At 61.3% G+C, this 25,011-nt stretch carries 20 protein-coding genes; 8 read left to right on the top strand and 12 right to left on the bottom strand.

Annotated features, from left to right (window positions below):
• Nucleotides 1–103: 103 nt before the first annotated feature.
• Nucleotides 104–3,877, top strand: a complete 3,774-nt coding sequence (locus FPZ08_RS12950) for an autotransporter domain-containing protein (protein ID WP_186766986.1) — start codon at nt 104–106, stop codon at nt 3,875–3,877.
• Nucleotides 3,878–4,201: 324 nt separating this feature from the next.
• Here FPZ08_RS12950 and FPZ08_RS12955 read toward each other — a convergent pair whose 3' ends face one another.
• Nucleotides 4,202–4,543 carry a hypothetical protein gene (locus FPZ08_RS12955; RefSeq protein WP_146290404.1) on the bottom strand — a complete coding sequence of 114 codons (342 nt, stop codon included), beginning with the start codon at nt 4,541–4,543 and terminating at the stop codon, nt 4,202–4,204.
• A gap of 241 nt (nt 4,544–4,784) precedes the next feature.
• Between FPZ08_RS12955 and FPZ08_RS12960 the strand changes: the two genes are divergently transcribed.
• The 3 genes from FPZ08_RS12960 (at nt 4,785) to FPZ08_RS12970 (ending at nt 8,518) form a co-directional block, all read left to right on the top strand.
• Nucleotides 4,785–5,183, top strand: a complete 399-nt coding sequence (locus FPZ08_RS12960) for a hypothetical protein (protein ID WP_146290405.1) — start codon at nt 4,785–4,787, stop codon at nt 5,181–5,183.
• Between the two features lie 4 nt (nt 5,184–5,187).
• Nucleotides 5,188–6,066 (top strand): hypothetical protein, encoded by an 879-nt coding sequence (locus tag FPZ08_RS12965; protein WP_146290406.1) that lies wholly within the window; start codon nt 5,188–5,190, stop codon nt 6,064–6,066.
• Between the two features lie 457 nt (nt 6,067–6,523).
• Nucleotides 6,524–8,518 carry a BCCT family transporter gene (locus FPZ08_RS12970; protein WP_146290407.1) on the top strand — a complete coding sequence of 665 codons (1,995 nt, stop codon included), beginning with the start codon at nt 6,524–6,526 and terminating at the stop codon, nt 8,516–8,518.
• 431 nt (nt 8,519–8,949) lie between these two features.
• Here the strand turns inward: FPZ08_RS12970 and FPZ08_RS12975 are convergent, their stop codons facing one another.
• The 3 genes from FPZ08_RS12975 to FPZ08_RS12985 all read right to left on the bottom strand — a co-directional run bounded on the left by FPZ08_RS12975 (nt 8,950) and on the right by FPZ08_RS12985 (nt 10,791).
• Nucleotides 8,950–9,192 carry a hypothetical protein gene (locus tag FPZ08_RS12975; protein WP_146290408.1) on the bottom strand — a complete coding sequence of 81 codons (243 nt, stop codon included), beginning with the start codon at nt 9,190–9,192 and terminating at the stop codon, nt 8,950–8,952.
• A 243-nt stretch (nt 9,193–9,435) separates the two neighbouring features.
• A complete protein-coding gene (locus FPZ08_RS12980; protein ID WP_146290409.1) occupies nt 9,436–9,696 on the bottom strand; it encodes a hypothetical protein in 261 nt (86 codons plus the stop codon).
• A 129-nt stretch (nt 9,697–9,825) separates the two neighbouring features.
• Nucleotides 9,826–10,791, bottom strand: coding sequence for a DMT family transporter (locus FPZ08_RS12985; RefSeq protein WP_246132648.1), 966 nt, complete (start codon nt 10,789–10,791; stop codon nt 9,826–9,828).
• A gap of 111 nt (nt 10,792–10,902) precedes the next feature.
• Here FPZ08_RS12985 and FPZ08_RS12990 point away from each other — a divergent pair, with 111 nt between their 5' ends.
• The 3 genes from FPZ08_RS12990 to FPZ08_RS22645 all read left to right on the top strand — a co-directional run bounded on the left by FPZ08_RS12990 (nt 10,903) and on the right by FPZ08_RS22645 (nt 13,219).
• Nucleotides 10,903–11,349, top strand: a complete 447-nt coding sequence (locus FPZ08_RS12990) for a DUF1236 domain-containing protein (RefSeq protein ID WP_146290410.1) — start codon at nt 10,903–10,905, stop codon at nt 11,347–11,349.
• A 68-nt stretch (nt 11,350–11,417) separates the two neighbouring features.
• Complete coding sequence (locus tag FPZ08_RS12995) at nt 11,418–12,920, top strand: DUF6600 domain-containing protein (RefSeq protein WP_146290411.1); 1,503 nt, start codon at nt 11,418–11,420, stop codon at nt 12,918–12,920.
• A 176-nt stretch (nt 12,921–13,096) separates the two neighbouring features.
• Entirely contained in the window at nt 13,097–13,219 is a 123-nt protein-coding gene (locus FPZ08_RS22645) for a hypothetical protein (RefSeq protein ID WP_281285632.1), read from the top strand.
• Nucleotides 13,220–13,228: 9 nt separating this feature from the next.
• On the opposite strand, the gene FPZ08_RS13000 is transcribed toward FPZ08_RS22645, so the two are convergent.
• From FPZ08_RS13000 to FPZ08_RS13030, 7 genes are all read right to left on the bottom strand, one after another.
• Complete coding sequence (locus tag FPZ08_RS13000) at nt 13,229–14,593, bottom strand: ATP-binding protein (protein WP_146290412.1); 1,365 nt, start codon at nt 14,591–14,593, stop codon at nt 13,229–13,231.
• Entirely contained in the window at nt 14,590–15,252 is a 663-nt protein-coding gene (locus FPZ08_RS13005; RefSeq protein ID WP_146290413.1) for a response regulator transcription factor, read from the bottom strand. The genes FPZ08_RS13000 and FPZ08_RS13005 overlap by 4 nt, the downstream gene beginning before the upstream one ends.
• A 2-nt stretch (nt 15,253–15,254) precedes the next feature.
• Nucleotides 15,255–15,755 (bottom strand): PepSY domain-containing protein, encoded by a 501-nt coding sequence (locus tag FPZ08_RS13010; protein ID WP_146290414.1) that lies wholly within the window; start codon nt 15,753–15,755, stop codon nt 15,255–15,257.
• Nucleotides 15,756–16,182: 427 nt separating this feature from the next.
• Nucleotides 16,183–18,780, bottom strand: coding sequence for a DNA ligase D (gene ligD, locus FPZ08_RS13015; protein ID WP_146290415.1), 2,598 nt, complete (start codon nt 18,778–18,780; stop codon nt 16,183–16,185).
• 3 nt (nt 18,781–18,783) lie between these two features.
• Nucleotides 18,784–19,620, bottom strand: a complete 837-nt coding sequence (ku, locus tag FPZ08_RS13020) for a non-homologous end joining protein Ku (RefSeq protein WP_146290416.1) — start codon at nt 19,618–19,620, stop codon at nt 18,784–18,786.
• 158 nt (nt 19,621–19,778) lie between these two features.
• The gene (locus FPZ08_RS13025) at nt 19,779–20,777 is read right to left on the bottom strand and encodes a site-specific integrase (protein WP_146290417.1); all 999 of its coding nucleotides are present in this window, start codon (nt 20,775–20,777) and stop codon (nt 19,779–19,781) included.
• Nucleotides 20,778–21,276: 499 nt separating this feature from the next.
• Nucleotides 21,277–22,254, bottom strand: coding sequence for a hypothetical protein (locus FPZ08_RS13030; protein ID WP_146290418.1), 978 nt, complete (start codon nt 22,252–22,254; stop codon nt 21,277–21,279).
• Between the two features lie 566 nt (nt 22,255–22,820).
• Between FPZ08_RS13030 and FPZ08_RS13035 the strand changes: the two genes are divergently transcribed.
• Nucleotides 22,821–23,654, top strand: coding sequence for a hypothetical protein (locus FPZ08_RS13035; RefSeq protein WP_146290419.1), 834 nt, complete (start codon nt 22,821–22,823; stop codon nt 23,652–23,654).
• Between the two features lie 741 nt (nt 23,655–24,395).
• Here FPZ08_RS13035 and FPZ08_RS13040 read toward each other — a convergent pair.
• A complete protein-coding gene (locus FPZ08_RS13040; RefSeq protein ID WP_146290420.1) occupies nt 24,396–24,977 on the bottom strand; it encodes a histidine phosphatase family protein in 582 nt (193 codons plus the stop codon).
• Nucleotides 24,978–25,011: the final 34 nt, after the last annotated feature.

Below are 25,011 nucleotides of genomic sequence, written 5' to 3' on the forward strand. Positions count from 1 at the left end.
GATTGGCTATCGACTTGACGGTGGAACAAGCCTGCGTTCGGGGCCGCTGGCCGGCTCAATCATGCCCTCGTGCCTTCCTCGTGCTGGGCTTGCCGGTGTCACGGTGCTGGCGCTGCTGTTCGGGGCAACTTCCGTCCAGGCACAAACCGTAATCGACGTTCCCGCGGGCGAAACCCATACCATCGCCGGCACCTACCCCTCCGGCCATGCGAACGGGGGAAATGTGGCGGCGACGGGCACGCTGCGTCTCCACAACGGCTGGCTCGTCAATGACGGGACGCTCTCCAACTACGGCGACATTTTTGAGGAGGCGTTGGAGTTCCAGTTCACCAATCAGGGGACGCTGAACAATTGGGGGAGTTTCGACGGTCCCGTCATCATCAACGGCCTCGCCGGCACGATATACAACTATGGCGATTTGGATAACTCGTACCTACTCCAAAATGACGGGCATATTGTCAATCACGGATCATCGGATTTGACCGGCATCATAAATAAGGGAGAGATAGACAACTACGGTGACATGATTATCAATTACTACATGACTAACTACTACGTCATAAATAATGAAAGAAATTTGACATTTAACGATCACGGCGTGGATAGTCTATACAATTATCTCAGTTTCTTCAACAAAGGGAATTTTACACTCAAGGGCGCTTTCATAAACGGCAAATATCTGACGAACGCGACCGGGTATATCGAAAATCTGGGACGCATCCAAAACAACGATACAGTGACGAATACCGGCACGATCGACAGTCACGGCACAATCCAGAACGACGGTACATTCGACAATCAGGGCACGCTGAACCTCTACGGTTCGCTGGTGAACACCGCCGCCTTCGACAACGGCACGAACGGACAGGTGTTTGTCGGCCTTGGCGGGAATTCCGGTTCATTTTCGGGCGACATCGACAACGGCGGATCGCTGATCTTCGATCGATCCGACGCGGCGGTCTATGACGGCTCGATCTCGGGCGCCGGAACGGTCCGGAAGCAGGGCTCCGGCGTTTTGGCCATGTCGGGCGATAGCGACGCCTTCACCGGGCATGTCTCTGTCGATAGCGGCACCCTGCTGGTGAACGGCTCGATCGCCAATTCCACGATGACGGTTGGCAGTGGCGCCACCTTGAGCGGCAACGGCACCGCGGGCGACGTGACGGTGCTGGATGGCGGCATACTCGCGCCAGGCAGTTCGCCCGGTCAGCTTACGGTGGCCGGTGATCTTGTCCTTTCGTCCGGCTCGGTATTGAACTTCGAACTTGGTCCTGCCGGTGTGGTTGGAGGCGGTGTCAACGACCTGACTGAGGTAACCGGAAACCTGACGCTGGACGGGGTGCTCAACGTCACTGATCAGGGTGGGTTCGGTGCAGGTGTCTATCGCATCTTCGACTATGGCGGCACGTTGACCGATGACGGCATTGCGATCGGAATCCTGCCCGGCGGGACGGTTGACGACGACATCTTCATTCAGACAGTGGTGGACAAGCAGGTCAACCTCGTCTCGACGGCGGGTTCTGTCCTCGGCTTCTGGGACGGCGGCGACATCGCCCTGCGCGACAACGGCGCCATCGACGGCGGTGCTGGAACATGGCGCGCGGACGGGCGCAACTGGACCGGCGCCGATGGCGCGCTGAACGGCCCCTTCCAGCCGAACCCGACCTTTGCGGTATTTCAGAACACCGGAGGCGTGGTGACGGTCGATGCCTCGGCCGGAGCGATCGGCGCGACCGGCTTGCAGTTTGCCGCAGACGGTTATGTGATCGAGGGCGATGCCATCGCGCTCCAGGGTGCGGGCGGTGAAACCATCATCCGGGTCGGCGACGGCTTCGCCACCGGCGCGGGCATGACCGCCACCATCGCGTCGGAACTGTCCGGCAACTCCACGCTGGTCAAGAACGACCATGGCGCGCTGATCCTGACCGGGAACAACAGCTACACGGGCGGCACGACGATCGTCGGCGGCACGCTGCAGCTCGGCAATGGCGGCGCGACCGGCTCAATCGCGGGTGATGTGCTCAACGATGGCGTGTTGGCCTTCGACAGCTCTGACACGTTGACCTTCTCCGGCGCGATTTCGGGGAGTGGCGCCGTCCAGCAAATCGGCCCGGGCACGACGATCTTGACCGAGGACAACGCCTATACGGGCGACACAACGATCGCGGACGGCACGCTGCAGCTCGGCAACGGCGGCACGGCCGGCTCAATCGTTGGCGACGTCGTCAATGACGGTGTTCTGGTCTTCGATCGCGCCAACGCGCTGACCTATGCTGGAGCGATCAGCGGGACTGGCGCAATCCGGCAGATTGGGGTGACCAGGACCGAGTTTACCGGCAATTCCAGCGGGTTTGCCGGCACGACCACGGTTGAGGATGGTGTCCTGGCGGTCAACGGCCATCTCGGCGGTTTGGTCAGCGTCATGTCGGCAGGCCGGCTGCAGGGCAACGGTATGGTGGGGGATACCGTCGTCGCAGGCACGGTCGCACCCGGCAATTCGATCGGCACGCTCAATGTCGCCGGCAACATCCTGTTCAACCCGAACGCGACCTACGACGTCGAAGCGAATGCGGCAGGACAAGCGGACCGGATCGATGCGACGGGCATGGCCACCATTGAGGGTGGCGCCGTGCAGGTGCTCGCGGGAACGGGCAACTATGTCCCGACCACGCACTACACGATCCTCACCGCTAACGGCGGGCGCGACGGCACCTTCGACACGGTCACCTCAAACTTCGCCTTTCTCGATCCGTCGCTGAGCTACGATCCGAACAACGTCTATCTGACGCTGACTCGCAACAATATCGACTTCGGTCGTCTCGGCAGCACACCAAACCAGATTGCCACGGGTGTCGGCACTGAGAGTCTGGGCTTTGGCAACCCGGCCTACAACGCGGTATTGAACTTGTCGACCGGTCAGGCGCGGTACGCGTTCGATGAACTCTCGGGCGAACTGCACGCCTCCGCCCGCACCGCATTGATCGAGGATAGCCGCTTTGTGCGCAACCTGGTCGATGACCGTATTCGCGCAGCTTCCGGTGCCGCCACCACTGATAGCCTTGGGGTCTGGGGGCAGGGTTTCGGTTCCTGGGGGTACACTGGCAGCGACGGCAACGCCGCACATCTCGATCGCTCGACCGGCGGCTTCTTCATCGGCGCTGACGGTCCGGCATTCAATACCTGGCGCCTCGGCGCCGTCGCCGGCCACAGCAGTACAACCTTCAAGGTGGACGATCGCTCTTCGTCCGGCACAAGCAACGACTACCATGTCGGTCTCTATGGTGGAACGCAGTGGAGCAACCTCGCCTTCAACATTGGCGCCGCCCATACTTGGCACGACATCTCTACCGGCCGCATCGTGGCCTTCCCCGGCTTCGGGGATAGCCTCCATGGCCACTACAATGCTGCCGCCACTCAGGTGTTCGGAGAACTAGGCTATGACATCCAGGTCAGTGATTTCGTCGTCGAACCCTTCGGTAGCTTCGCCTATGTGAACCTGCATACCAGCGGCTTCACTGAAAAGGGCGGCCCCGCGGCGCTCACCAGCACGCCGGTTAACACCGGCACCACCTTCACCACCTTGGGCCTGCGCGCCTCGACCAGCTTCAGCATGGGCGGGACGGTCGTCACTGCCGGGGGCATGCTCGGCTGGCGGCACGCTTTCGGTGACGCTGCACCACTCTCTCAGATGCAGTTCGCTAGCGGCGATATGTTCGCCATCGGCGGTGTGCCGATCACGCGCGACGCCGCCGCGGTCGAGGCTGATTTCGATTTCACACTGTCGCCCGCCGCCACACTCGGCATGTCCTATGGCGGCCAGTTTGGCCCTAACCTTTCCGACCAATCCTTCAAAGCGAACTTCAACGTGAAGTTCTGAGGGAGAGGACGAATACGCACACGCGGGCCTTGGGCCGTTGGAATCCGGCGCTTATGGTGCGCTCGCCCCCCAAGAGGCTGAGATGACCATGACAGGGCGATGTCGGCCGGGGCAACCGCCGCCGCTTTCGCGCGAAGCTATTGTCCACAGGGCCGCCAGAGAACTGTGGCAGAATTCGGCGACGCCGATCGGGATTGCGCACGTCGCTGAAACTGACCTTACCGTTTGCACAATTTGGCAGCTACTCTAGTAGTGGCGTGGCGGACTGAAGCCCGGCAGCCACCGGTCGGTGTCGCGGTGATAAGGGTCCGCGAGGATCGATGCCTACAAGTGCGCAAAGACCAGCGCGATGGAGCAAGAGAGGAAAGCGACGCCAGCGGCGAGCTTGATGGCTCCGGCTTTCTTCGGCCCCAAGTTGCGCGTCATATCGTCGGTAGACGTCATTTTGCCGATGAGGTTCATCACCCCGATAAGCATCAGAACCAGCCCCATGACACCGCTGAACACGGCAATGACACGACCGATCCTTTGGGCGAAGAAATCGCCGGCTTCGGATGTAACGCCGATCATGGTCGGATTGAGGGTCAAGAACGCAACTGCTGCAATTAGCGCCATGATCGCCAAGCCGATGAAGAAGCTGATAGTCGTCCTGTTATCTTCGGTCACTTCAACTCCATTCTTCATGTCAATCTTGGCGCACAAGGGGCGTAACAAGCGTAGGATTAAGATCGACTGAATCCTTGTTATTTACCCTGCACCGGGCAAATCTTGCTGTCGCTCAGGCCGCTCCGACCGGCGCGCCCGGTCACATCTGCTGCCCGAGTTCCGCTTCGTCGGCACCTTTATCGCTCCACACGACCCTGGCGACGGCGATCTGCCCTGTTTCGTCCACGACGCCGAAACCGGATTGCAACTCGGCCTACCGATCGGCTGGGCCATACAGCAACCCGTTTCGCTCAGGACGGCGGCGGGTGTCGATACGGGCGGGGTATTTACGATATTCGAGCCACTGCGTGCCGACAGGGGCGAAACCATGGTTGCGCTCAATCCGCGCCAATGGGACGCCATGCTCGGTCCATGCGAGGACATTCCCGCTGGCCGCCTGTGCCGCAGCGCGGCGATGACGGCGGGGGACCTGCAGGCCTATCGCATCCTGCGGGCTACTCTGGAACTGGGCGAGGTCGAGCCTGTTGGCCAGGCGGACCTGGCGGGTAATCTCGTCACCCGCATCCACGGCGTGGCATTGCCTGCGCCAGACGGGCTGGGCCTGCTGGACCTGATCGCACCCCAACTGGCAGCGGAGTAGGACAATGCGGCGCCTGCTTATCCTGGCTGCCATGCTTTTCGCCTCGCCGGCATTTGCGCAGCCGACGGGCGAGAAGCTCGTCGTGGTCAAATGCGATGGCGGCGGCTGTGTCTGCACTCTGACATCACTGACCGCCGACGACCTCACATTCCTGCTCGGGCCGAATATCCCGCCCAATGCGGTCAGCATGACCTATGTCAGCCGCGGCGGAGAATCCTATCTGTCGCCCTTGACCCCGGATCAGGTCCATCAGGTGGCGGGCGGCAATGGCCGCTGCGAGATGGTGCTGTTCGATCCGATCCAGCCGCTGGACGGCGACTGGATCGGCACGGTGCGGATCCAGACCACTACCGGATGCCCTTCCCAGGTCGATCAGATGATACGCCCCGTTGTCGCTGGCATGGTGATGCGGGCGCGCGTGGCCTGGGGCGGCCGCTATGACCCGGCCAAACTTGGCGGGGACAGTTCCGCGCTGGTCCGGTGGGTCGGAACGATCGCCGGGGCATTTTGTTGGGCGCCTTCAGGTCGAAACCAATCCGGTTCTGAGCGTGACCGGAGCCCTGACCTCGACCCTGGTCACGCCGGAGCGGGCGACGGCGTCGATGCAGATACGGATCGGCGCAGCCGACAGCGCCAACACGTCCGCCCTCGCCATGCTCGGCATGGCCGACTGCCGAACGACCGCCATCTACGATTTCGTGCGCACGGGATCATAGGTCAGAGATCCATAACTCTCGCCCCAAATAGCCGACATAGCACTGCACAGCCCACCTTGGGTCGGGAGCCGCCAGTCAGCAAGCCCCGTTTCGGCCATTCAGGCTACGTTTCAAGCTGTACCTTGAACGTGGAGTTGCCTCGGAGATCGATGAGATTGCCGATGTGATACGAGACTTTGCGGCGCATGTTGATGGCGTCCGCTGAAGACCGGCAATCTGACTCCATGGCTGACAGCGGGGCTGCGGGCAGAAGACTTCAGCGTTGTCGTCATGGAGCCGTCAGGTGAAGACCACCCCATCGAGCTTGCACAACAAGACCGACCGAAACGATGCGCGCGGGCATTGCGCAGATACGGCGTACCGGGCGGTATCGCGAAGTGCATGTGGAGCCTTGAGAGCCAGCGGCTGAAGACGCTGCCGCGGCTCGCAAAGCGCTGCTGCGGCACCGGGCAAGCACGTTGCCCAGCCTTGAGATGCGTTTTCAAAATGCTGCCGTGCCTTAGCAGGGCATTTGCGGTGGGCATTATAAGGCGATGGTTTTTCCGTCGGCAACACATAGCCGCTTGGAACCCCAGCTCTAACGAGAGCTTATAACTCAGGAACACAACCACAGCAGCAGGCCCCATGTTCAAACCCTTCATCATCAATCGACCGGTTTTCTTTGGCTCGCTGCTGGTCATCGGTGCCTTTCTTGCCGTCGGAATAGTCTTCCCCAACCAGGCCGATGAGGTGTTTGGTTCCGTTCAAACCGGTATTTTGCAGAGTTTCGGTTGGTTCTACCTGTTGTCCGTCGGGGTCTTCCTCATCACGGTGTTGCTGCTTTGTTTTGGCCGCTATGGCTGCCTGAAGCTGGGACCCGACGACGCCACGCCCGATTTCAAGTTCACCTCATGGATCGCCATGCTGTTCGCCGCCGGCATGGGCATCGGCTTGATGTTTTACGCTGTAGGCGAGCCCATGACCCACTTCATGGCGCCGCCCACGGCAGAGCCGCGCTCAATTCAGGCGATGCGCGAGGCCATGACCGTCACCTTCTTCCACTGGGGCATCCACGCCTGGGCTATCTATGCCGTGGTTGGGCTGTCGCTGGCCTATTTCGGCTATCGCTACAACCTGCCGCTCACCATCCGCTCGGGGCTCTATCCATTGCTCAAGGAACGCATCAACGGTCCCATAGGCCACGCAGTGGATATCTTTGCGATCGTCGGCACCATGTTCGGCATTGCCACTTCGCTTGGTGTGGGCGTGTCGCAGATCAATGCGGGGCTTGCCTACCTGCTTGGCGCTCCCGTCGGCCCGATCGTCCAATTGCCGCTCATTGCCCTCGTCACTGCCTTGGCCACCGCGTCGGTTGTCAGCGGACTGGACAAGGGCGTGCGCATTCTATCCGAGACCAATCTCGTTGTCGCAATCCTGCTGATGCTGTTTGTCCTTGTGGTCGGACCTACTGCACAGCTGTTCCGCGACCTGGTGCAAAATCTGGGGCTTTATCTCGACACCCTTGTGCTGCGCACCTTCAATATCTACGCTTACCAGCCGACACCTTGGATCGACGCCTGGACCCTGTTCTACTGGGCCTGGTGGATTTCCTGGTCGCCCTTCGTCGGCATGTTCATCGCCCGCATTTCGCGCGGTCGGACGGTGCGTGAATTCGTGACCGCCGTGCTGTTCATCCCGGCCGGTTTCACCTTCATCTGGATGACGGTGTTCGGCAACACCGCGATGTTTATCGATACCGGCGTTGCGGCGGGTGACGTTGGTCAAGCCATCGCCACCGACATTTCCACCGGACTCTTCCACTTCTTCCAATATCTGCCCTTCAGCGGCCTCACCTCCACGCTGGCTATTATCCTGGTCGCTATTTTCTTCATCACTTCCTCCGATTCCGGCTCGCTGGTGGTCGATTCCATTGCCGCGGGTGGAGAAACTGAGACAACGACTGGACAGCGCGTCTTCTGGTGCGTGATGGAGGGCGTGGTCGCAGCATCCCTCCTGCTCGCCGGTGGTCTGCCTGCGTTGCAATCAGCGACGGTTGCCAGCGCCCTGCCCTTCGCCATCGTCATGCTGGGCTTGGTCTGGTCGCTGTATCTGGGCATGCGTTCGGACCTTGCCCAGCAATATGCGCGCCCGGCCGCACCAGCACCTGTTGCACCCGCTCAGGCAGCCGGCCTGACCTGGCAACGCCGCCTGACCCTGATGATGCGCGCTCCTACCAAGGAGGACGTAGCGGCTTTCATCACCGAGGAAGTCCGTCCCGCCCTCCAACAAGTGGCCCGAGAACTCACCGATCGTGGACGACCCGCCCGTGTCGAGACAGATGAGACCGGCAGTATCGCCCTGCGATCACCCGCCGAAAACTTGCGGGATTTCGTCTATGGCGTCAGCCTTGCGTCGTTGCCGATCCCCAATTTCGCGCCACTCGCCACGCGGCGGCCGGAACAACGCTACGAAGCGCGCACCTATTTCTCTAGCGGCGGTCGCGGCTATGACATCATGGGCCTGCATCGCGATCAGCTCATCGCCGACGTTTTGGTACAGTTCGAGCGCTATCTGCATCTCACCCAATCCCCAGCGTCGCAGTTGCTGCATGGGGCGCCTGAGCATACGTCCAACGAATAAATCCAGCACACGCACCGAAGTGATAGCAATCAGCTTGACCTCAGGCGGGGGCGGAGTGGTTTGTGAGAGCAATAGGCTAGGACCAAACCTTATATCGATTCCTCTCTCACCCCGCCTCCGCGAGAGTGGTGGACAGGAAGGCCTGGTTTACCTGAACTATTGAGCCATCGGCGCCGCGGAGGGAGTGGCATCCGTGGCTGCCGCGGGTGCGCTCGCGTCAACTACAGTGGGTAGGTGCATTGCTCATAGTTGAGCCCTTGCAGGTTGCCGCGAGCATGATGACGACGCCAACAATCCAAAGCGCAGCCATGCCAACGAAAAGGGCCCGAGGAACCTGCCATACATCTGCCGCTGCGCGTTTTCGACTTGATCCTCACAGGTCATCTTCGATCTCCAGGTCCCGAGGATAATCACAGGACGCGACAAAGATTTCAGCGCGAGGTTCCTGGCCCGAACCATCGTTCAGCCAAGCGTTGCCGCCAGGCTTTCGTCTGGATGTGGCCAGACAGCAGACGGCGCACCGCCTCGTCTGATGTTTCGGCACCGGTCACCAGGCTGATCATTTTCCCGCCGATCCTGGCATGCAGCATGCCATTCTCAACATAATAACTGGCCTTGTGGACCTGCCTGCCGTCCGAGATTTCGATATCGCGGACAATGCTCTCTTCCTGCATGCTGGCCTCCCGCTCTCCAAAGAATGCACTTTCCCCTTTGGAGAGTCCAGCAATGCCAGTCCGAGATGAACTTGTTCTTGGAAACCGGCACCAAAGGGGCGAGTTGGTCCTACGTAATGACAAAAGCCGCCGACATGCTGGCCGAGATGGCGCGGAGACCCCATCCGGTCACCCCGGTTGTAGGGTCTTCGGACCTTGATATCCCGGGGAAGAACAGTCCCCGTCTGTCAACTTACTGTCTACCTACTCGCACTTCGTATGCGGGTGCCCATCGGGTGGCCCGAGGACATCCGGGGCGTTGTCATTTGCGACATTGAGGGCGGATACCGGCTTCAATGGTTGTGAAGACAATGGCCGGTAGGCGCATTCGAGTGCCAGATCGACTGCCTCCTCGATATTGTCTCGTATGGTTTGGGCCGCCACTTCATTGTGCAATATAGCAGCGGCCCTTTCCAGGTGATCGCGCACACGTTCAAAGAGTGCGTCGGGATAAGCTTGTGACATCGAGTATCTCCATCCCCCACCGCTGGCTGGATATAGGGATGCGGCTGACGCCCGCCTGACAGGCCTGACCCGGATTTTATGAAAAGCCAAGCTATTTGCTGTTTGCCCCCGACGGGAAGCATCCGCCCGTTAGTGGCTCCCTTCCGGAGCGACTTTGGTCTTGCCATGTCGGGCCGCCATAATCGCCAGAGCGACGCCCCCAACGACACCGATAGTTGCGATCACCAACCGCGCCGTCAAAACCTCGTTGATGAAGACGACACCGCCGAAAGCGGTAATGGAGGGCACGGTCAATTGAACGAGTGCGGCGCGGCTTCGTGAGAGTTGTGGCAGGACACTATACCAGATGGTGTAGCCGAGGCCGGACGCAATTGCGCCCGAAGCTACGGCATAGACCACCCCTGCCATGTTCGGTTTGAATACAAGCATTCCGATTACAATCAGGAGGATGCCCACCGGCAGGCAGCGGATGAAATTGCCCGCAGTGTCGGCTAGAGGCGATAGCGAGCCCTTGCCCAGCAGACTATATGCCGCCCACGAAAGGCCGGCGACAACCATGAGCACGGCTCCTGAGAGCGACGGCGCAACCAGACCGGGTGACACCAGGTAGGCGAGGGCAAAAAATGCGATGGTAATTCCGAGCCATTCCAGAAGCCCTGGCCTTTCGCCTTTGAAGACTGCCCAGGCCAACATCCCCATCTGGACGCTGGCAAAGAGAATGAGCGCTCCAGGTCCGGCCCCAACCATGACATATGCAATGGAGAACGCCACGGCATAGAGCAGCAGAGCAACGGCGCCCGACCAGCTCCCCATGCCTTTGCCCGCCCCACGCTGCCGCCTGAAAAATACCAGCACAGCAAGGACTGCTGCTCCAGAGACCAAACGCATGCCGGTATAGCTCAGGGGGTCGATGCCTCCGCCCGATAAAGCAAGCCTGGCCAGCACCGAGTTTGCGGCAAAGGCCAGCATGGCGATGATCGTTAATATGGTCACTTTCATCGGCGTGCAGCTAACCTCTGATCCCCGCAGCGAGACGGTCGGTCCGTGCATTTCTTCGCAGGTTGCAATGGCCAGAGTATATGCCTGGCCGCTCACCTTACAAATCGATTAATTCTCCAGAAAGACAAATGTAATTCAAGTACTTAGGAACCATTTCCAAGCCATTTCATTCTTCTCCATCATCCCATTTCGAGCAAGGAGAAAGAAATGAATAAGTTTCTCGCTGGAATTGCGGCGATTGCCCTGCTGGCCACTCCAACGCTGGCCTATGCGCAATCCGCCGATGCGGACGCTGATGCCGACGCGGTGGTCGGCGGCGGCGCCGGCGGCGCAGCCGGGGCAGTTGTCGGTGGCCTGATCTTCGGGCCGATCGGTGCTGTCATCGGTGGGTTCACCGGCGCCACCATCGGTGCCGCAGCAGGCGTCGAGGCCAGTTCGGTGGAATATGTCCGCCTCAACCCCACCGAACCGGTGGTCATCGATGGCGACATCGACGTCGGTTTCGTAGTGCCTGCCGAAATCGAGCTTCATCCGATCGAAGGCGACGCGACGCACGGCTATTTCTACACCAACGACCGCGTCTATTTCGTCAATCTGAGTGACCGCACAGTGGTCTATTCGCCCGGCGTTGTCGTCGCGGCGGAAGCCGACTGAACCTGCCTCGCGGCCGCCCACCGGGCGGCCGTAGTTTTGCTGGGGGGCAATAACCAATGAGGTTTCCCATGTTTAAGTCCCGACTTCTCGCGGGCGTCGCGCTCGCCACACTCAGTCTTCCCCTCGCCGCCTTGTCGCCCGGCATGCCGCTTGGCGTTACGGCGGCCCAGGCACAGTCCGCCAGTGTCAGCTTCCAGCTGTTCTTCGAGCAGCTCGAACCGCACGGCGTCTGGGTCCGCCATGCCCGCTACAATTATGTGTTTTGTCCCACGGGGGTCGATACCGACTGGCGCCCCTACAGCCATGGCCGCTGGCTCTATATCGCGGATCGCGGCTGGTATTTCGCCTCCGACGAGCCCTTCGCCTGGGCCACCTATCACTATGGCCGCTGGTTTCCTGACCAAGAGCTTGGCTGGTGCTGGGTGCCGGGCACCAAATGGGCTCCGGCCTGGGTCAGCTGGCGCCGCAGTGATACCGTCGTCGGTTGGGCGCCTCTGCCGCCGGAAGACGATGGCTTCGCCATATCGGTCGAGGTTTCGCGTCGCGATCTGCCCGAGGGCTATTGGGTCTTTGTGCCCACCGAGCAGTTCGTCGAGCCGGATCTGTCGGTCAGCATCATCATCGGCAGCGAACAGCCCGACTATTATGCCCAGACCCAGTTCCTCGGCCCCGTGGTGGTCGAGGGCGACCTGGTGGTCAATAATGTGATCGACGTCACCTATATCGAGCAGACCATCAACCAGGAGATCATCATCTATCAGCCGCAGGAGGTCGAGGACCCGACGGCCCAGTCGGTGGATATCGATGCCCAGGCGATCACCATTTTCGATCAGGACGTCGCCGAGCCAACCGAAGAAGTCGCTCCGCCTGAAGCAATCGAGGAGGCCGACGCGGCCGCCACGATCGAATCCGAGGGCGGCACCGCCGGCGCCACGGCTGATCTGCCCGAAGAGACCGGAGACGGTGCCGAAGCGCCGGCCGAAGGCGACGTCACCAGCCCCGATGCCGCAGCTGAACCGGCCGCAGAGCAACCGGCGGCGCCCGCTGAGCCGGCAGCCCCTGCCGACGCATCCGCACCCGCTGAATCGACAGCACCCGCCGAGGGCGACGCCGCCCCCGTCGAGCCTGAGGCTCAGCCTGATGCCGCAGCCCCGGCCGACCAGCCCGCTGCGACTGAGGAAACCGCTGCCCCCGATCAACCGGCCGCCGGAGACGAAGCCTTGTGCCCGCCGGAAGCGATGGTCGATGGCAAATGCCCGCCCCTGCCCGGCGAGGAGGAGCAGCCGGCCCCTGCCGAAGCGGCTCCGGCCGAAGAAGCGGCTCCGGCGCCCGACGCCGCACAGCCTGAGGCAGCGCCCGCCGAAGCGGCTCCCGAGCCCGCACCGGCGCCCGAGCCATCCCCCGAGCCTGAGGCAGCCCCTCCGACCGAGGCCGCTCCGGTCGAAGAACCGGCTGATGTCGAAGCCGTCGAACCGGGCGAGACAACCGCGCCCAAGACGCCGCCCTGCCCGGTTGAACTGGTGGATGGCAAATGCCCCGTGCTGCCAGGCCAGGAGCCTACCCAGCAGTAGTGGCGACCCGTCCGATAAGGGCGGCCTACGAGCCGCCCTTTTTCGTGCCGGCTCCCCCCACCTTGCAAAGGCCTTACGTTTGAGATCGGAATATTTTAAACCTCTAAATCAATAGGTTAAGAACCTTCTGTTTCTGCTGAGCATTGGTTTTCAGTCAGATAATGGAGGATGGAAAGATGATCACGCTCATGCTCGCCGCCGGCTTCATCCTGGCCTTGTGCCTGGCGGCGGCGAGCCTCATCGCCAGCACGCTTCGGAGCGACGATACCCGCCAGGCGCCGACATCGAACCGGCGCTGACCTCGGCACCTAGGGTTCTGCCAAAGCGCCGGGTTTGACCAGCGGCAAGGTGATGGTCACGATCAACCCGCCTATCTGGGCGCGGCTGAAGCTCATGCTGCCCTGGTTCATCTCCAGGATATCGCCGGCGATGGCCAGTCCCAGGCCGGAGCCGGGCAACGACTGATCGAGCCGCAGACCCCTCATGCCCAGTGACTTCAGCTGGTCCTCCGGAATGCCCGGGCCGTCGTCGCAGATCTCCAGCACGGCATTGTCGGCGTCGCGACCGCTGCGGACGATGACCCGACTCGCGGCCCATTTGGCGGCATTCTCCAGTGTGATGCCAACCAGCTCCATCAGGTCCTGCCGGTGCACATCGACCCAGCAATCGTCCGACAGTTCGGCGATCCAGTGCAGGCTTTCTCCCCGCCCGGTCTTCTTCAGCACCGTCAAGGTTCTGATGACGGCAGTATTCAGCGAAGAGCGTGCCGAATGGGCGGTGGTGCGCACCCGCAACGCGGCCAGCCGCATTTGGTAATCCACGCGCTCCGACATTTCGAAGCTGAGATTTTCCAGCAGATCGGCTTCCGCATCATTCCCTTTTTCGCGTAGCCGGTCGACGATGCCATGCAACGCGGCGAGCGGCGTCTTGAGGCCATGGGCCAGGTCGGCAGCGCGTGACCGGGCGCGATCCATCATCGCCTCGCGCGCATCCAGCAGGCGATTGACCTCCTGGACGAGCGGACCGAGTTCCCTGGGGAACGCACCGTCAAGTCGCTCGGCATCGCCGGCACGAACAGCCTCGATCGCTCGCTTCACCCGGCTGATGGGCGATAGTCCCAGTTTGATCTGCAGCCAGGCCGCCAGGGTGATCAGAGCTCCCAGCAGCAGCAGCACCTGCACCACGTCCCTGCCGAACTGCTGGGTCGCGTCGTGAATGGGGCCGTGATCCTGCCCCACGGTAACCAGGAACATCCTGGCGTCCTCGCCGTCCCCAATCTCGAAGCGGCGGGTCAACAGGATCAGATGGCGGTCATCCGGCCCTGTCTCGTGGTGAACGACATTATCCACGCTCGGTGCGTCGATGACAAAATCCCACAGCGAGCGGGAGCGTGCGATCTCGCCGGTATCGAGCGCCTCGATCTGCCAATAGCGACCGCCGAACGGGATCGCGTATCTGGGGTCCGGCAACGGCTTGCTGAGGCTCGGCTCCTCTGTCGACGGCACAATGGTCGCCGCGAGCCGCATCAGCGTTGCCTCCATGTCCTCGCGGCTGGAGCGCTCGATATTGACGCTGAACAGGTATTGCAGCGCGACCCCCGCGGCAATCAGCGACACGGCGACCCAGACGACCGCCAGCCCCATCATGCGCAGGCGGAGCGAGGGCAGGGTCAAAATCCATCACCCAGCGTATATCCGAACCCTCGCCGGGTCTTGATGACATCCGGCCCGAGCCGCTTGCGCACCCGGGCGACAAGAACCTCCACCGCGTTGGAATCCCGCTCATAATCCTGATTGTAGATATGCTCGGTGATTTCCAGCTGCGAGATGACCTGGCCGCGCCGATGCACCAGGTAGGAGATCAGCTTGAATTCCTGCGGCGTCAGCTCCATCGGCACGCCGTCGGCCGTCACCTCCATGGTCCGCAGGTCCAGCAGGTACTTGCCGAAGGCAATACGCGACGATGCCAGGCCATTGGCCCGGCGGACCAAAGCACGGAGCCGCGCCACGATTTCCTGCACATGAAAGGGTTTGACGACATAGTCGTCGGCACCCGCCTCGATCCCGTCGACGCGCTCCTCCCACTGGCCTCTGGCCGTCAGGATGAGCACGGGGGTCAGTCGTCCCGCTTTGCGCCAGCGTTTGAGAATGGTAAGGCCGTCGACCTGCGGCAGGCCTAGATCCAGCACAATGGCGTCATAAGGCTCGGTGTCGCCGCGAAACCAGGCGACCTCCCCGTCGCGTTCGCGCTCCACGCCGAAACCCGCCTTGCCGAGCGAGGTCATCAATGTTTCGGCAATCCTGTCGTCGTCCTCAGCGATCAGCACCCGCATCGTTAATTCTCCACGTGCAGACCCGAACGGGCATAGTAATATTCAGTGGCCACCTTGCCGGCCGGGGTCAGGACCGTGACCGCATAGAGCAGGAAGCTCCCGGCTTGCTGCAATTGCGCGTTGATCACCTCGCCCCCAGTCCGCGCCCGTATGTCGGGAAGGATCGTCGACAGCGACACCGCCTGTCCAGCATTCACCGCGGCCAGCACGTCGCTTTCGGAAAGCTCCTCGATAGCTGCGTCACCCTGGTCAGGCGCAACCGGCGCGCCGCTGGCGGACCCGTTAGGGGGATTGCTCGGGGGCTCAACCTGAATTCCGCCCGTGATCGAGCCTGCGCCGGCATTCGCATGACCATTTGCATTCCCATTGCCATTTGCATTCCCATTGCCATTTGCACTCGCAATGGCGTTTGCATTGCCATTGCCATGTCCCTGAGCCGTGCTAGGCGGGGAGATGGCCAATGCGGCGGCCAGTACCAATGCGAAGGCGACATGTGGGTTCATAATAGCTACTGCAATAGACGCCCAAGGCTGACAAAACGCTGACAACCATCATCACGGCTCCATCAGCGGACGTCTGCTAGCCTCTCCTTATTGGCGCCCGGAGATCCCATGCTGCTTTCCGCTCGTCAGTACAGGTAGCCGGCATCGACAACATACCGCCCCCACGTTGTCGATGCCGTCGCCCCTCGATACAAGCACCCGTTCGGCGCCCATGGCCGTTCCCTGGTGGGCATTGGCACAAAGATCGTCCTGAATGGGCGCGAGGGAACTTGCAATCGCCTGCTGCGTTTATCGGTCGCCAGGGTTTTGCCCTTGCCGTATTGTTCTTTCCTGATCCCCGGCTGTCCCTGGCCGGGGCCTTTTATGGTCCCGCCCATGAATGCCTTGGGACTTGGTGGCCAAAGTCTGCCGGCAACCCGTCGGCGAACTAGCGCTGCCTGGCGGGCGGCTCTTCGGCCACGGTGGCGCTCCACATCGCCTTGGTGATCGACTGCGTGGTGGAGAAATAGTCCTTCCATGGATCGGGCTTTCCTGCCCGCTCGGCTGCGTCAGCCAGGGTGAACTGGTTGGCGGCCTTGATGGTCTCCAGCTCATCCCAGCTGACCGGCACAGCCACCGGCGCACCCTGGCGTGAGCGGCTGGACCAGGGGGCGATGGCGGTGGCACCGCGCTCGTTGCGCAAATAGTCGATGAAGATTTTGCCCTTGCGGCTGGCCTTGCGCGAATTGGCGGTGAAGCGATCTGGAAACTTGTCGGCGAGGCGCTGGGCAAAGGTCTTGCAGAAGCTCTTGATCTCCGGCCATTCGGTGGTCGGGCGGAGCGGCGCGATGACATGAATGCCCTTGCCACCACTGACCAGCGCATAGCTTTCCAGCCCCCAGGCGCCGAGTTCGCTGCGGATATCGACGGCGGCGGCGCGGACATGCCCGAAGTCCAGTCCCTCATCGGGGTCGATGTCAAAGATGATGCGCTCGGGCTTTTCTAAATCCCTGGTGCGCGACCCCCACAGGTGCCATTCGAGCACGTTCATCTGCGTGCCGGCGATCAGGCCGGCCAGTGTGTCGATATAGAAATAGCTTTCCTTCTCACCGTCCTTCTCGGCGATCATCAGCGATTTCATGGCGTCGGGAAAACCGCCGGTGTCGTGCTTCTGGAAGAAGCAGTATTTCGCCCTGCCCTGCGGGCAGCGCAGCAGGCTCAGTGGCCGGTTTTCGATATAGGGCAGCATGCGATCGGCCACGGCGGCATAGTAGGCGACGAGGTCGGCCTTGGTGACGCCCTGGCCGGGATAGACCACCCGGTCGGGACTGCTGAGCTTGATGCCAGCCGCCTCGGCGGCGTTGATGCCCGCCTGCGTGCTGAGCGGCGCGGCAGCGGCTTTACGAGTGTCGGGCTTGTCCAAGGTCACGTCTCCCGCCGGTTTGTCCTCGCGCAAAGTGAGGAAGGAGGGGTGGCGCATTATGCCATCCGGGGTGAATTCGGTGTAGCCGATTTCGGCCACCAGTTCGGGCGACACCCAGCGGGCGGTCCTGGCGACGGCCCTGGGCACATTGGCGAAGGGATTGGTCTTGCGGGCGCGGCTGTTGAGCTGCTGCTGCAGGGCCTGCGCATCGTCCACGGAAAAACCGGTGCCGACCCGGCCGCGATAGACCAGCTTGCCATCCTCCCAGGTACCGACCAGCAGAGAAGCGAAGGTCTTCTTCTTGCTCGAGGGCGACCAGCCGGCGATGACGAATTCCTGCCGCTTGCCGCATTTGATCTTGAGCCAGCTTCGAGTGCGCTCGCTGCGATAGGGCGCATCACCCCGCTTGGCGATGATGCCTTCGTGGCCTTCGCGGCAGACAGTGTCGAACACCTTCTGGCCATTGCCGGTCACATGCGTCGAGAATTGCACCAGCGAGGATTTTTCGATCCTGCCGAGCAGCGTTTCGAGCCGTGCTTTGCGTTCTACGAGCGGCAGTTTTGCCAGTTCCTCGCCATCCTGCTCGATGAGATCGAAGGCAAAATAGGTCAGCGATCCGCCATTCGAGAGGTGATCCTTGAGAGTCGAGAAATCGGTGCGGCCCTTGCTGTCGAAGGCGCAGAGTTCGCCATCGATCAGCGCCGTGCCGGCAGTTACGCGGGATAGAGGCGGGACGATGGTCTTGAATTGTTCGGTCCAGTCCTTGCCGGTCCGCGTGTAAAGCCGGACCTGCTCGCCGGAAATGGCGGCAAGGCAGCGATAGCCGTCATATTTCATTTCGAACAGCCAGCCGGACTCTTCCGGGATATCGGTGACCAGGGTGGCCAGTTGCGGCGGGCGGAAGTCCGGCAAGTCGGCTGCCTTGCCCTTGCGCCTGGCCGAGACGGGGTTGTCGACAGCCTTGTCCTCATCGGAATGCCAGACGGCCTCGTTGGGCGTATCGGTATTCTTTTTGGCCTTCAGCCCCTTGGCGATACCATCAAGGTCGCGGCCGGTGGAGACCGACCGGGTGAAGCGCCCGGTCAGCGTCTCTTTATCCCTGGCATAGTCGTCGCGATGCTTGATGAGCAGCCAGTTTTCCCGTGGCGGACCGGATTTGCGCTTGCTGTCGCGGCCTTTCATGTGGACCAGCACCCATTCCCCTTTCATGCGGTGACCATGCAGCCGCATCTTGAGGTCGCCATCTTCAAGTGCGTCGCGGGGGTCAGCCAGCGGCTCCCAGGTGCCCTCGTCCCACAGCATCACCGTGCCCCCGCCATATTCGCCTTCGGGGATGGTGCCCTCGAAGCTGCCATAGTCGAGGGGATGGTCCTCCACGCGCACGGCGAGGCGTTTGTCCGCAGGGTTGTCGGATGGCCCCTTGGTCACCGCCCAGCTCTTGAGCACACCGTCGAGCTCGATGCGGAAATCGTAATGCAGCTGCCGGGCGTCATGTTTCTGCACCACGAAGCGACGGGCCTTGCCATTCGTCTTCGCCTTGCCGGCACCAGAAGGCTCCTGCGTCTTGGTGAAGTCGCGTTTGGCCTTGTAGTCCCTGAGCAGGGCTTCGGCTTTGGTCGCCATGGCCTAGCTCGCCTTCTTGCGCGGGGTGGCCTTGCCCGTGGCCTTCTTGCCTTCAAGGCTCGATTTCAGCGCGTCCATCAGGTCCACCACGTTGGATTTGGTGGGCTTGCTCTCGGGCGGTTCGTCCCTGGTGGTAATCTTCTTGCCCTTGCTCTTGAGCTTGCGAGCGATGAGCTCACGCAACGCAGACTGGTAATGATCCTTGAACACCTTGGCGTCGAACTTGTCGGTTTTCTTGTCGATCAGCGCGGTGGCGACCTCCAGCAGGTCTGCATCAGCTTTCTTGGCCGGAATGTCCGAAAAATAGGGATCGGCCTTGCGAAGCTCGTCCTGGTAATGGAGCGTTTCGAGCAGCAGCCCCTTGCCGGCCGGCTTGATGGCCACAAGATATTCCTTGCCGCGCAACGCCAGCTGACCGAGCCCGATCTTGCTGGATTTACGCAGCGCATCGCGAATAACGATAAAGGCGTCTTCGGCCAGATCGTCGGAGGGGACGAGGTAATAGGGCTTGTCGAAATAGAGCGGATCGATCTCGTTGCTGCCGACGAACTGCGTCAGTTCGAGCGTCTTTCGCGTTTCCAGCTTGACCGCGTCGATCTCCTCGTCAGTCAGGAGGACATAGTCGTCCTTTTGGTATTCGAACCCCTTCATGATCTCGTCCTTGTCGACGGGACCGATGCCGTCCACCACCTTCTCGTAGTGAATAGGCTTGCCGGAGGGCTCGTGGATTTGCCGGAAGCTGGGTTTGGCATTGGCCTTGGTGGCCGTGTAGAGTTCTACGGCGATCGATACGAGCGACAGGCGCAACTGGCCTTTCCAGATGGGACGAGATGCGGGCATGGAGAGTTTCACCTCTACGTGGTGAGCTAGAAACGATCCTGTCCGGCGCTTCGTTCCGACAGCGAAAGAGGGAAGCAAGTCAAGGCCGGGCGGTTGGGCTACCACCGCGTTAGCTCTCCACCGCTAGCCGGCAAAACTGGGGTCAATTGCTATAGCCCTCAATCGCTCTTTGATGCTGGCCCGTCACGATCGTCGTCGACGCGATGGGCGGCATCCCTGGCTTCGCGCTGGCGTTGCGCACGCGCAATGTTGGCTGCAATCTCCTTGGGATCCCGGGGATCAATTAAGCCGTCAAGATGGCGGCGCACCTCTTTGGCCGATAGTGCAGGACGGCTCGTATCACGCTTGAAAACCGGTTCGGGCATGTCCTCAATTACAAAGCCTGGCTCCTGATCTGGTGCCGTCGGGTTGGTAGGGTCCGGGGACAACATTTTCGGCGCTCTTTCGTACCCAAGCTTGCCTGCAGGCGGAACGGGCTCATTTTGCGGCACGACAACCGCACGGGCTACAGCCTTGCGTTTGTGGCCGACGCCGGCACGCGCGTAATGGGTGTGGGCGGTGTGCACCGACAAGTGCCCGCACAGGAGTGCGATTTCCGGGGGAGACAGTCCCGCCGCGGCCCAGGAGGCAATCGCCACGTGACGAAAGCTATAGAGCGAGAGGACACGAGCGCCGATACGTTCGCAGGCGCGCTCGAGCTGCCCGGCCAGGCATTTCTGCCATTTGGCGAATTCGCGCTTGCTCAGATCATGGTCGATCATGCGCAGGAGCAAGTCGACGCCAGCTCGGACGTCCTCGTGCATCTCGGATAGATTCAGCTTGCGGGTCGGCGTCTGGCCCGGGCGCTTCTTGGCATTGGGAAGGGTGAGCCATGCTCCGTCGAATGTTGCGCCCCGCAATTCGATGGGCCGGAATCCGCTATGCCCCGCCACGAGGACAAAGAGCGCGGCAAGTATCGAATTCGGATTTTCGTATTTGAGTCCATGGCGCTTGAGTTCGTAAAATAGCGCCCTTGCTTCGGCGTCTGTGGCATCGACCACCTTTTTGGCCGACGTGCGTCGCTTCTCTTTGGGGATTGTTGCCTTTCGCGCCGTAAGTGCGGCACCGACCTTTTCCCAGGCCGTCGGGAAGCTGGCGCCCCGCCCGGTGGCCTCCATTTCCTCGGCAAGAGCATAGCGGAGATCGGCGCGATAGCGGGGATCGACCGGCGCGCGAGCGGTCCGCTCTGTCGCTGAACGGCGGCAAGGGCATCTTCAGGCAGGGCATCAGGAAAGAGCATCATGGCATCGGCAAGCCAGCGACGGCCGATGCGCAGATGATCTTCTATCGTATCGGGGGCAGCGGGCCCCGAGGGCGGCAAGTGGTGGCGCGGCATGTCGATCTGTGTCAATTGCATTACTCCACGAATGTATCATGCAAAGTCGCATTACTCCATGAATTTATGTTCCATCCAGCCAAGGGCTTTGGCCTCTCGGATCACCGTTTGATCACCAGGTGATCAACACCTGATCGACAGATGGTCAACAAGCCAAAGGGCTCCAGAAGGAGTGAACGCTTGATGATCGACATTTGATCTACATCCGACCAACAACCTGCCACCATCTGATCAACAAGCTCCCGTCAGGTTCCGCGATTTTTCCAAACTGGTCACCCGGGTTAGCCAAGGGATGGTGCCTCGTCGAAGATGTCACCGAGCAGCGAGCGGCGCGTTGAGATCATGATCGCGCGCTCCCCGAAGCGGGCAATGACCGGTCGGCTGCGGCAGGGGTGGTCCCTGTCGCGGCGCGGAACGGAAGCCTGGGGATGGTTGATCCAATCGGCCCCCGCGATAGGAATCCGGGACAACATATGTCGCCGCGCGGCTGACGAGGGCAGCACGAGAACAACGAGGCCGCCAAAATAGACATTTGCCGCAATGGCGCGCGTCCAGATCGGTCGGGCCTCGGTCCTGTAGCGCTCCAAGGTGACCATCTGGTCGATCTCGATAAACCCGATAACCATCGACTGGTCGCGGACCGTCAAGAGGAGGCTGGCATCGCCGTTATCCGCTTTGCTGGCTTTGACAACAACCGCGCAGGTAAGGCCGAGAAATCTCGAAAGGGGATCGCGGGTATCCGCCAGAGCAAACCGGTCATCGCGGGGACGGTCAATGATTTGGGGAACGGAGCGGATGATTTCGTTTCGCCATGCGAGGCGGGGCGCTTCAACCACGGCTTTGAGCTGGACGGCAACGTTGGGGGGTGACGGCATCCACCTATGCCGCACCGATGGGACCGGAGTTGGCCTTGCTACACGCGCGGCCCTGAGCAGCGCCCGGTCATCGACGATCCTGGGTGGATTCCCGGCAAGCCCATTTCGCAGATAGTCATGGACAGCATCGGGGTCGCGGCGAAACCAGCGTGCTGTTGTACTGGCCGCGACGGCGCTTGAGCGAAAAAGAAGCGTTCTGAGTCCGTGCTCGGGGATGTCGCGAACCAGTTTGACGGCGTCCGCATAATTGCGCAATGCGCCCCGCGACAGTCCGAGCCGCGCCGCCAGATCGGCTTCGAATGCCAGCCTAGCATCATCCGGTTGGCGTGACCGCACTATGGCGGCCAGACGGCCCAGGACTGCCCATTTTCGAATACGTTCCATGCCGATTTAGCTGCACGAACTGCACGCTGTTGACAAGTCGGGTTGTCCATCACACAATGACGCTAATGAAATTTCATTAGCAATCAAATTGATGACTGACTTGGACCATCATCGCCGTTTTATCGAGGCGCTTAAGTCGCGCTGGGATGCTGTGGGCGGACCCGTGTCGCTCACGAGCTTTCTCAATGAGTGCCGGTCGGTGATTGCGCCGCTTCTGGTGCGCCGGGTTCCCTGGTCATGGATCGCGCCGCGGGTGGTTGCCGTCTACCTGAACCCCAGCGCCAATGTGCCGGTCGATGTTGCGCCGCTCGGAGTGGCAGAGAAGAAGACGCTGATCCAGCTTTATTCGAGGACGACCCTGCGCAACCAGCGCCTTGGGCTTGACGCCGCACGTGCCATCGCGCCTGAACCGGCTCCTGCGGTTTCCATCGCGGCTCCGGTGCATGCGGAAACAAAGATTCACCCGCCCAAGCCGCCGCAGATGGGCGATCCCCCGATGAGCGCCGCGCGCGACGGGCCCGCATTCGCCAGGGTGCCGATATCAGCAAACGACTTGGACAATTTGAGTGAGCATCATGAGTTATCCTTTTCCCACCCTTTCTATCCCTGCTGGCATCCGTATCGGCTTTTTTGTGACGGTGAGCCCCAAGAAATCCGCAAAGACAACGGTATCGCGTATTGCGGCAAATGAGTTCGCTGATGGCGGATTTGAGCTGGTCGTTCTCCAGCACGACATCCACCACCTGCTCGAGTGCTTTGCGCCGACGGTACGGATCGATCTCGCCAAGGCCTCGCAGATCATGCGCGGCAAGACGTCGATCGATCTCCACAATCACTCGCCGTTGAGCGACGCCCTTTTGTCGCTTCCCGACCACCCCCGCCGCGTTGTCTTGCTCGACGCCTCGGCTCAGGGCTCGGAGCGCATCGGCTCGATCCTGAACGCCGGCCGGTTCAACAAGTGGCTGGCCAACCGGGGAATTCACGCCATGTTTGCCGTTCCGATGCGCCCTATCCACGATTCCGCGCTCGGTGCCGTCACCATGATCGAGGAACTTCATGCGGTGATGCCCGATCATTTCGTCGTGCCAGTGCCGGTCTGCGATCCCAGCGATCTCGCATTGTTGCCCAAGGACCATCCGTTCTTCGATGCAATCAAGTTGGCCCGCCATGGCGTTATCCATCTGCCGGCGCTTGGTGAGGAGATCGCTGCCGGCCTCGAACGTCTGGAACGCCCGCTCAGCGAGATTGCCGATCCCGACAGCGAGGAGACCCTCAAATATATCGTGGAAGCGTCCGGTCACGACCGCCTGGTCTCTGGCCTTATTTCCGAAGGGGCGCAGCAATTGGTTTCGGCTTTTGAAAGCGCCATTGCCCCTTTGGAATTGGCGCCGGGCGGGTAAGGCTCGGCGCACCGGCCCGACCGCCCATTTCCCGTCGCTGGGTACGCTGGGCGACTTCTCACATGGAAGCGGGCCACTACAGATGGATGAATGGCCTGGCATCCGCTGCCGGATATCTGTCCGAAACGGAACTTGACGACCTTTTCCGGGCAATGCGGCGCAGGCTTGAGCGCAGTGAGGATGCCGCGCTCGCCTGGCTTGCTGAACAGCAGGGCGGGAAGAAGTTTGCAAGGCGCTATCCCAAGCTGTCCTCGGCCTCGATCAGACAGGTTAATACCCGGTGGCGAGGCGCCACCCGGCGCGCCATAATGCGTATCAATCGTTCGAGACCGCTGCGGTCAGGCCATGACGTCGAGCTTGAGCGACTTCTGCTCCGGCTATCGCCTTGGCGGTTGATCGCTATCCACGTCTGCTTCTGGCGCCATCGGGTGCTGGATACCTACTGGAGGCGGCGCGCCAGACGCTTGTCGAAGCGGATCGCGAGTTCAATCAGAGAGGATGCCAGGCGCTTCTGGCACTGGATTTCACAGGCAAGACAACGCTGAAACGGCGATCGAACAGACAGCAGATTGATTCATGAACCCGCTGCTATTGCGACTCCCCCGATAAAAGGCGCTGCGCCGGTATTCGGCCGGTCAGTCAGCGCGGTGAAGCCGAAGGTGGCGTAGAGGTCTGCGGCCTTTCCGTTAATTGCGTCGGCAAATATGGCATGTGCGCAGCCTCGGCCACGGTCCTGAGTCATCAGCTCAGGAACGTGACTTTCCCGTCCGCAAGGCAGGCCAGCCCGCCATCGGGCACCGTAAGCCGCAGCGCCTCGTGACGCGGCACTCCAAGATAAACTCCCATGAGCACGCGACCTGCGACCCCGTGCGATACGGCTATAGTGGAACCGGAAACCGACTTCAGCCAGGCTCCAAGCCGGGCGCTCGCACCCTCGAAGCTCTCGCCATCGGGAGCTCTGAAGAACCAGTCAAAGGCCCCTGCACCGTCCAGCGCACCTGGGTATTCAATGCTAATCTCGTATGCTGTCATCCCGTCCCAGGAGCCGAAGCTGACCTCAGCCAGCCGATCGTCGGTCTTGAGGCTCACCTGGGACATGTTCGCGAGCAGGCGTGATGCCGTAACCTGCGCTCGTTCCAGCGGGCTGACTTGACACTGCAGGGGTTCGTCCCTGCCTTCGAGTGCGTTGAGCAGCACTTGCCCCATCCGGTCGACCTGCCCCAGCCCATATTCCGTAAGGGGGGAATTCTGCAGGCCCTGCAGTCGCCCCAGTGTGTTCCAGACTGTCTGACCGTGTCGCACGAGATAAATTACCTGACCCATGATCAAAATACCTGTTCCGCACCTTGCTCTTGGC

Origin of the sequence: Devosia ginsengisoli (assembly GCF_007859655.1) — a bacterium.
Taxonomy (GTDB): Bacteria; Pseudomonadota; Alphaproteobacteria; order Rhizobiales; family Devosiaceae; genus Devosia; species Devosia ginsengisoli.

Bases quoted from the DNA above. Each gene is read 5' to 3' on its own strand.
- FPZ08_RS12965 (WP_146290406.1), top strand. From the start codon at position 5,188: ATGCGGCGCCTGCTTATCCTGGCTGCCATGCTTTTCGCCTCGCCGGCA.
- FPZ08_RS12970 (WP_146290407.1), top strand. From the start codon at position 6,524: ATGTTCAAACCCTTCATCATCAATCGACCGGTTTTCTTTGGCTCGCTG.
- FPZ08_RS12975 (WP_146290408.1), bottom strand. From the start codon at position 9,192: ATGCAGGAAGAGAGCATTGTCCGCGATATCGAAATCTCGGACGGCAGG.
- FPZ08_RS12980 (WP_146290409.1), bottom strand. From the start codon at position 9,696: ATGTCACAAGCTTATCCCGACGCACTCTTTGAACGTGTGCGCGATCAC.
- FPZ08_RS12990 (WP_146290410.1), top strand. From the start codon at position 10,903: ATGAATAAGTTTCTCGCTGGAATTGCGGCGATTGCCCTGCTGGCCACT.
- FPZ08_RS12995 (WP_146290411.1), top strand. From the start codon at position 11,418: ATGTTTAAGTCCCGACTTCTCGCGGGCGTCGCGCTCGCCACACTCAGT.
- FPZ08_RS22645 (WP_281285632.1), top strand. From the start codon at position 13,097: ATGATCACGCTCATGCTCGCCGCCGGCTTCATCCTGGCCTTGTGCCTG.
- FPZ08_RS13005 (WP_146290413.1), bottom strand. From the start codon at position 15,252: ATGCGGGTGCTGATCGCTGAGGACGACGACAGGATTGCCGAAACATTG.
- FPZ08_RS13010 (WP_146290414.1), bottom strand. From the start codon at position 15,755: ATGAACCCACATGTCGCCTTCGCATTGGTACTGGCCGCCGCATTGGCC.
- ligD (WP_146290415.1), bottom strand. From the start codon at position 18,780: ATGGCGACCAAAGCCGAAGCCCTGCTCAGGGACTACAAGGCCAAACGC.
- ku (WP_146290416.1), bottom strand. From the start codon at position 19,620: ATGCCCGCATCTCGTCCCATCTGGAAAGGCCAGTTGCGCCTGTCGCTC.
- FPZ08_RS13025 (WP_146290417.1), bottom strand. From the start codon at position 20,777: ATGGAGGCCACCGGGCGGGGCGCCAGCTTCCCGACGGCCTGGGAAAAG.
- FPZ08_RS13030 (WP_146290418.1), bottom strand. From the start codon at position 22,254: ATGGAACGTATTCGAAAATGGGCAGTCCTGGGCCGTCTGGCCGCCATA.
- FPZ08_RS13040 (WP_146290420.1), bottom strand. From the start codon at position 24,977: ATGGGTCAGGTAATTTATCTCGTGCGACACGGTCAGACAGTCTGGAAC.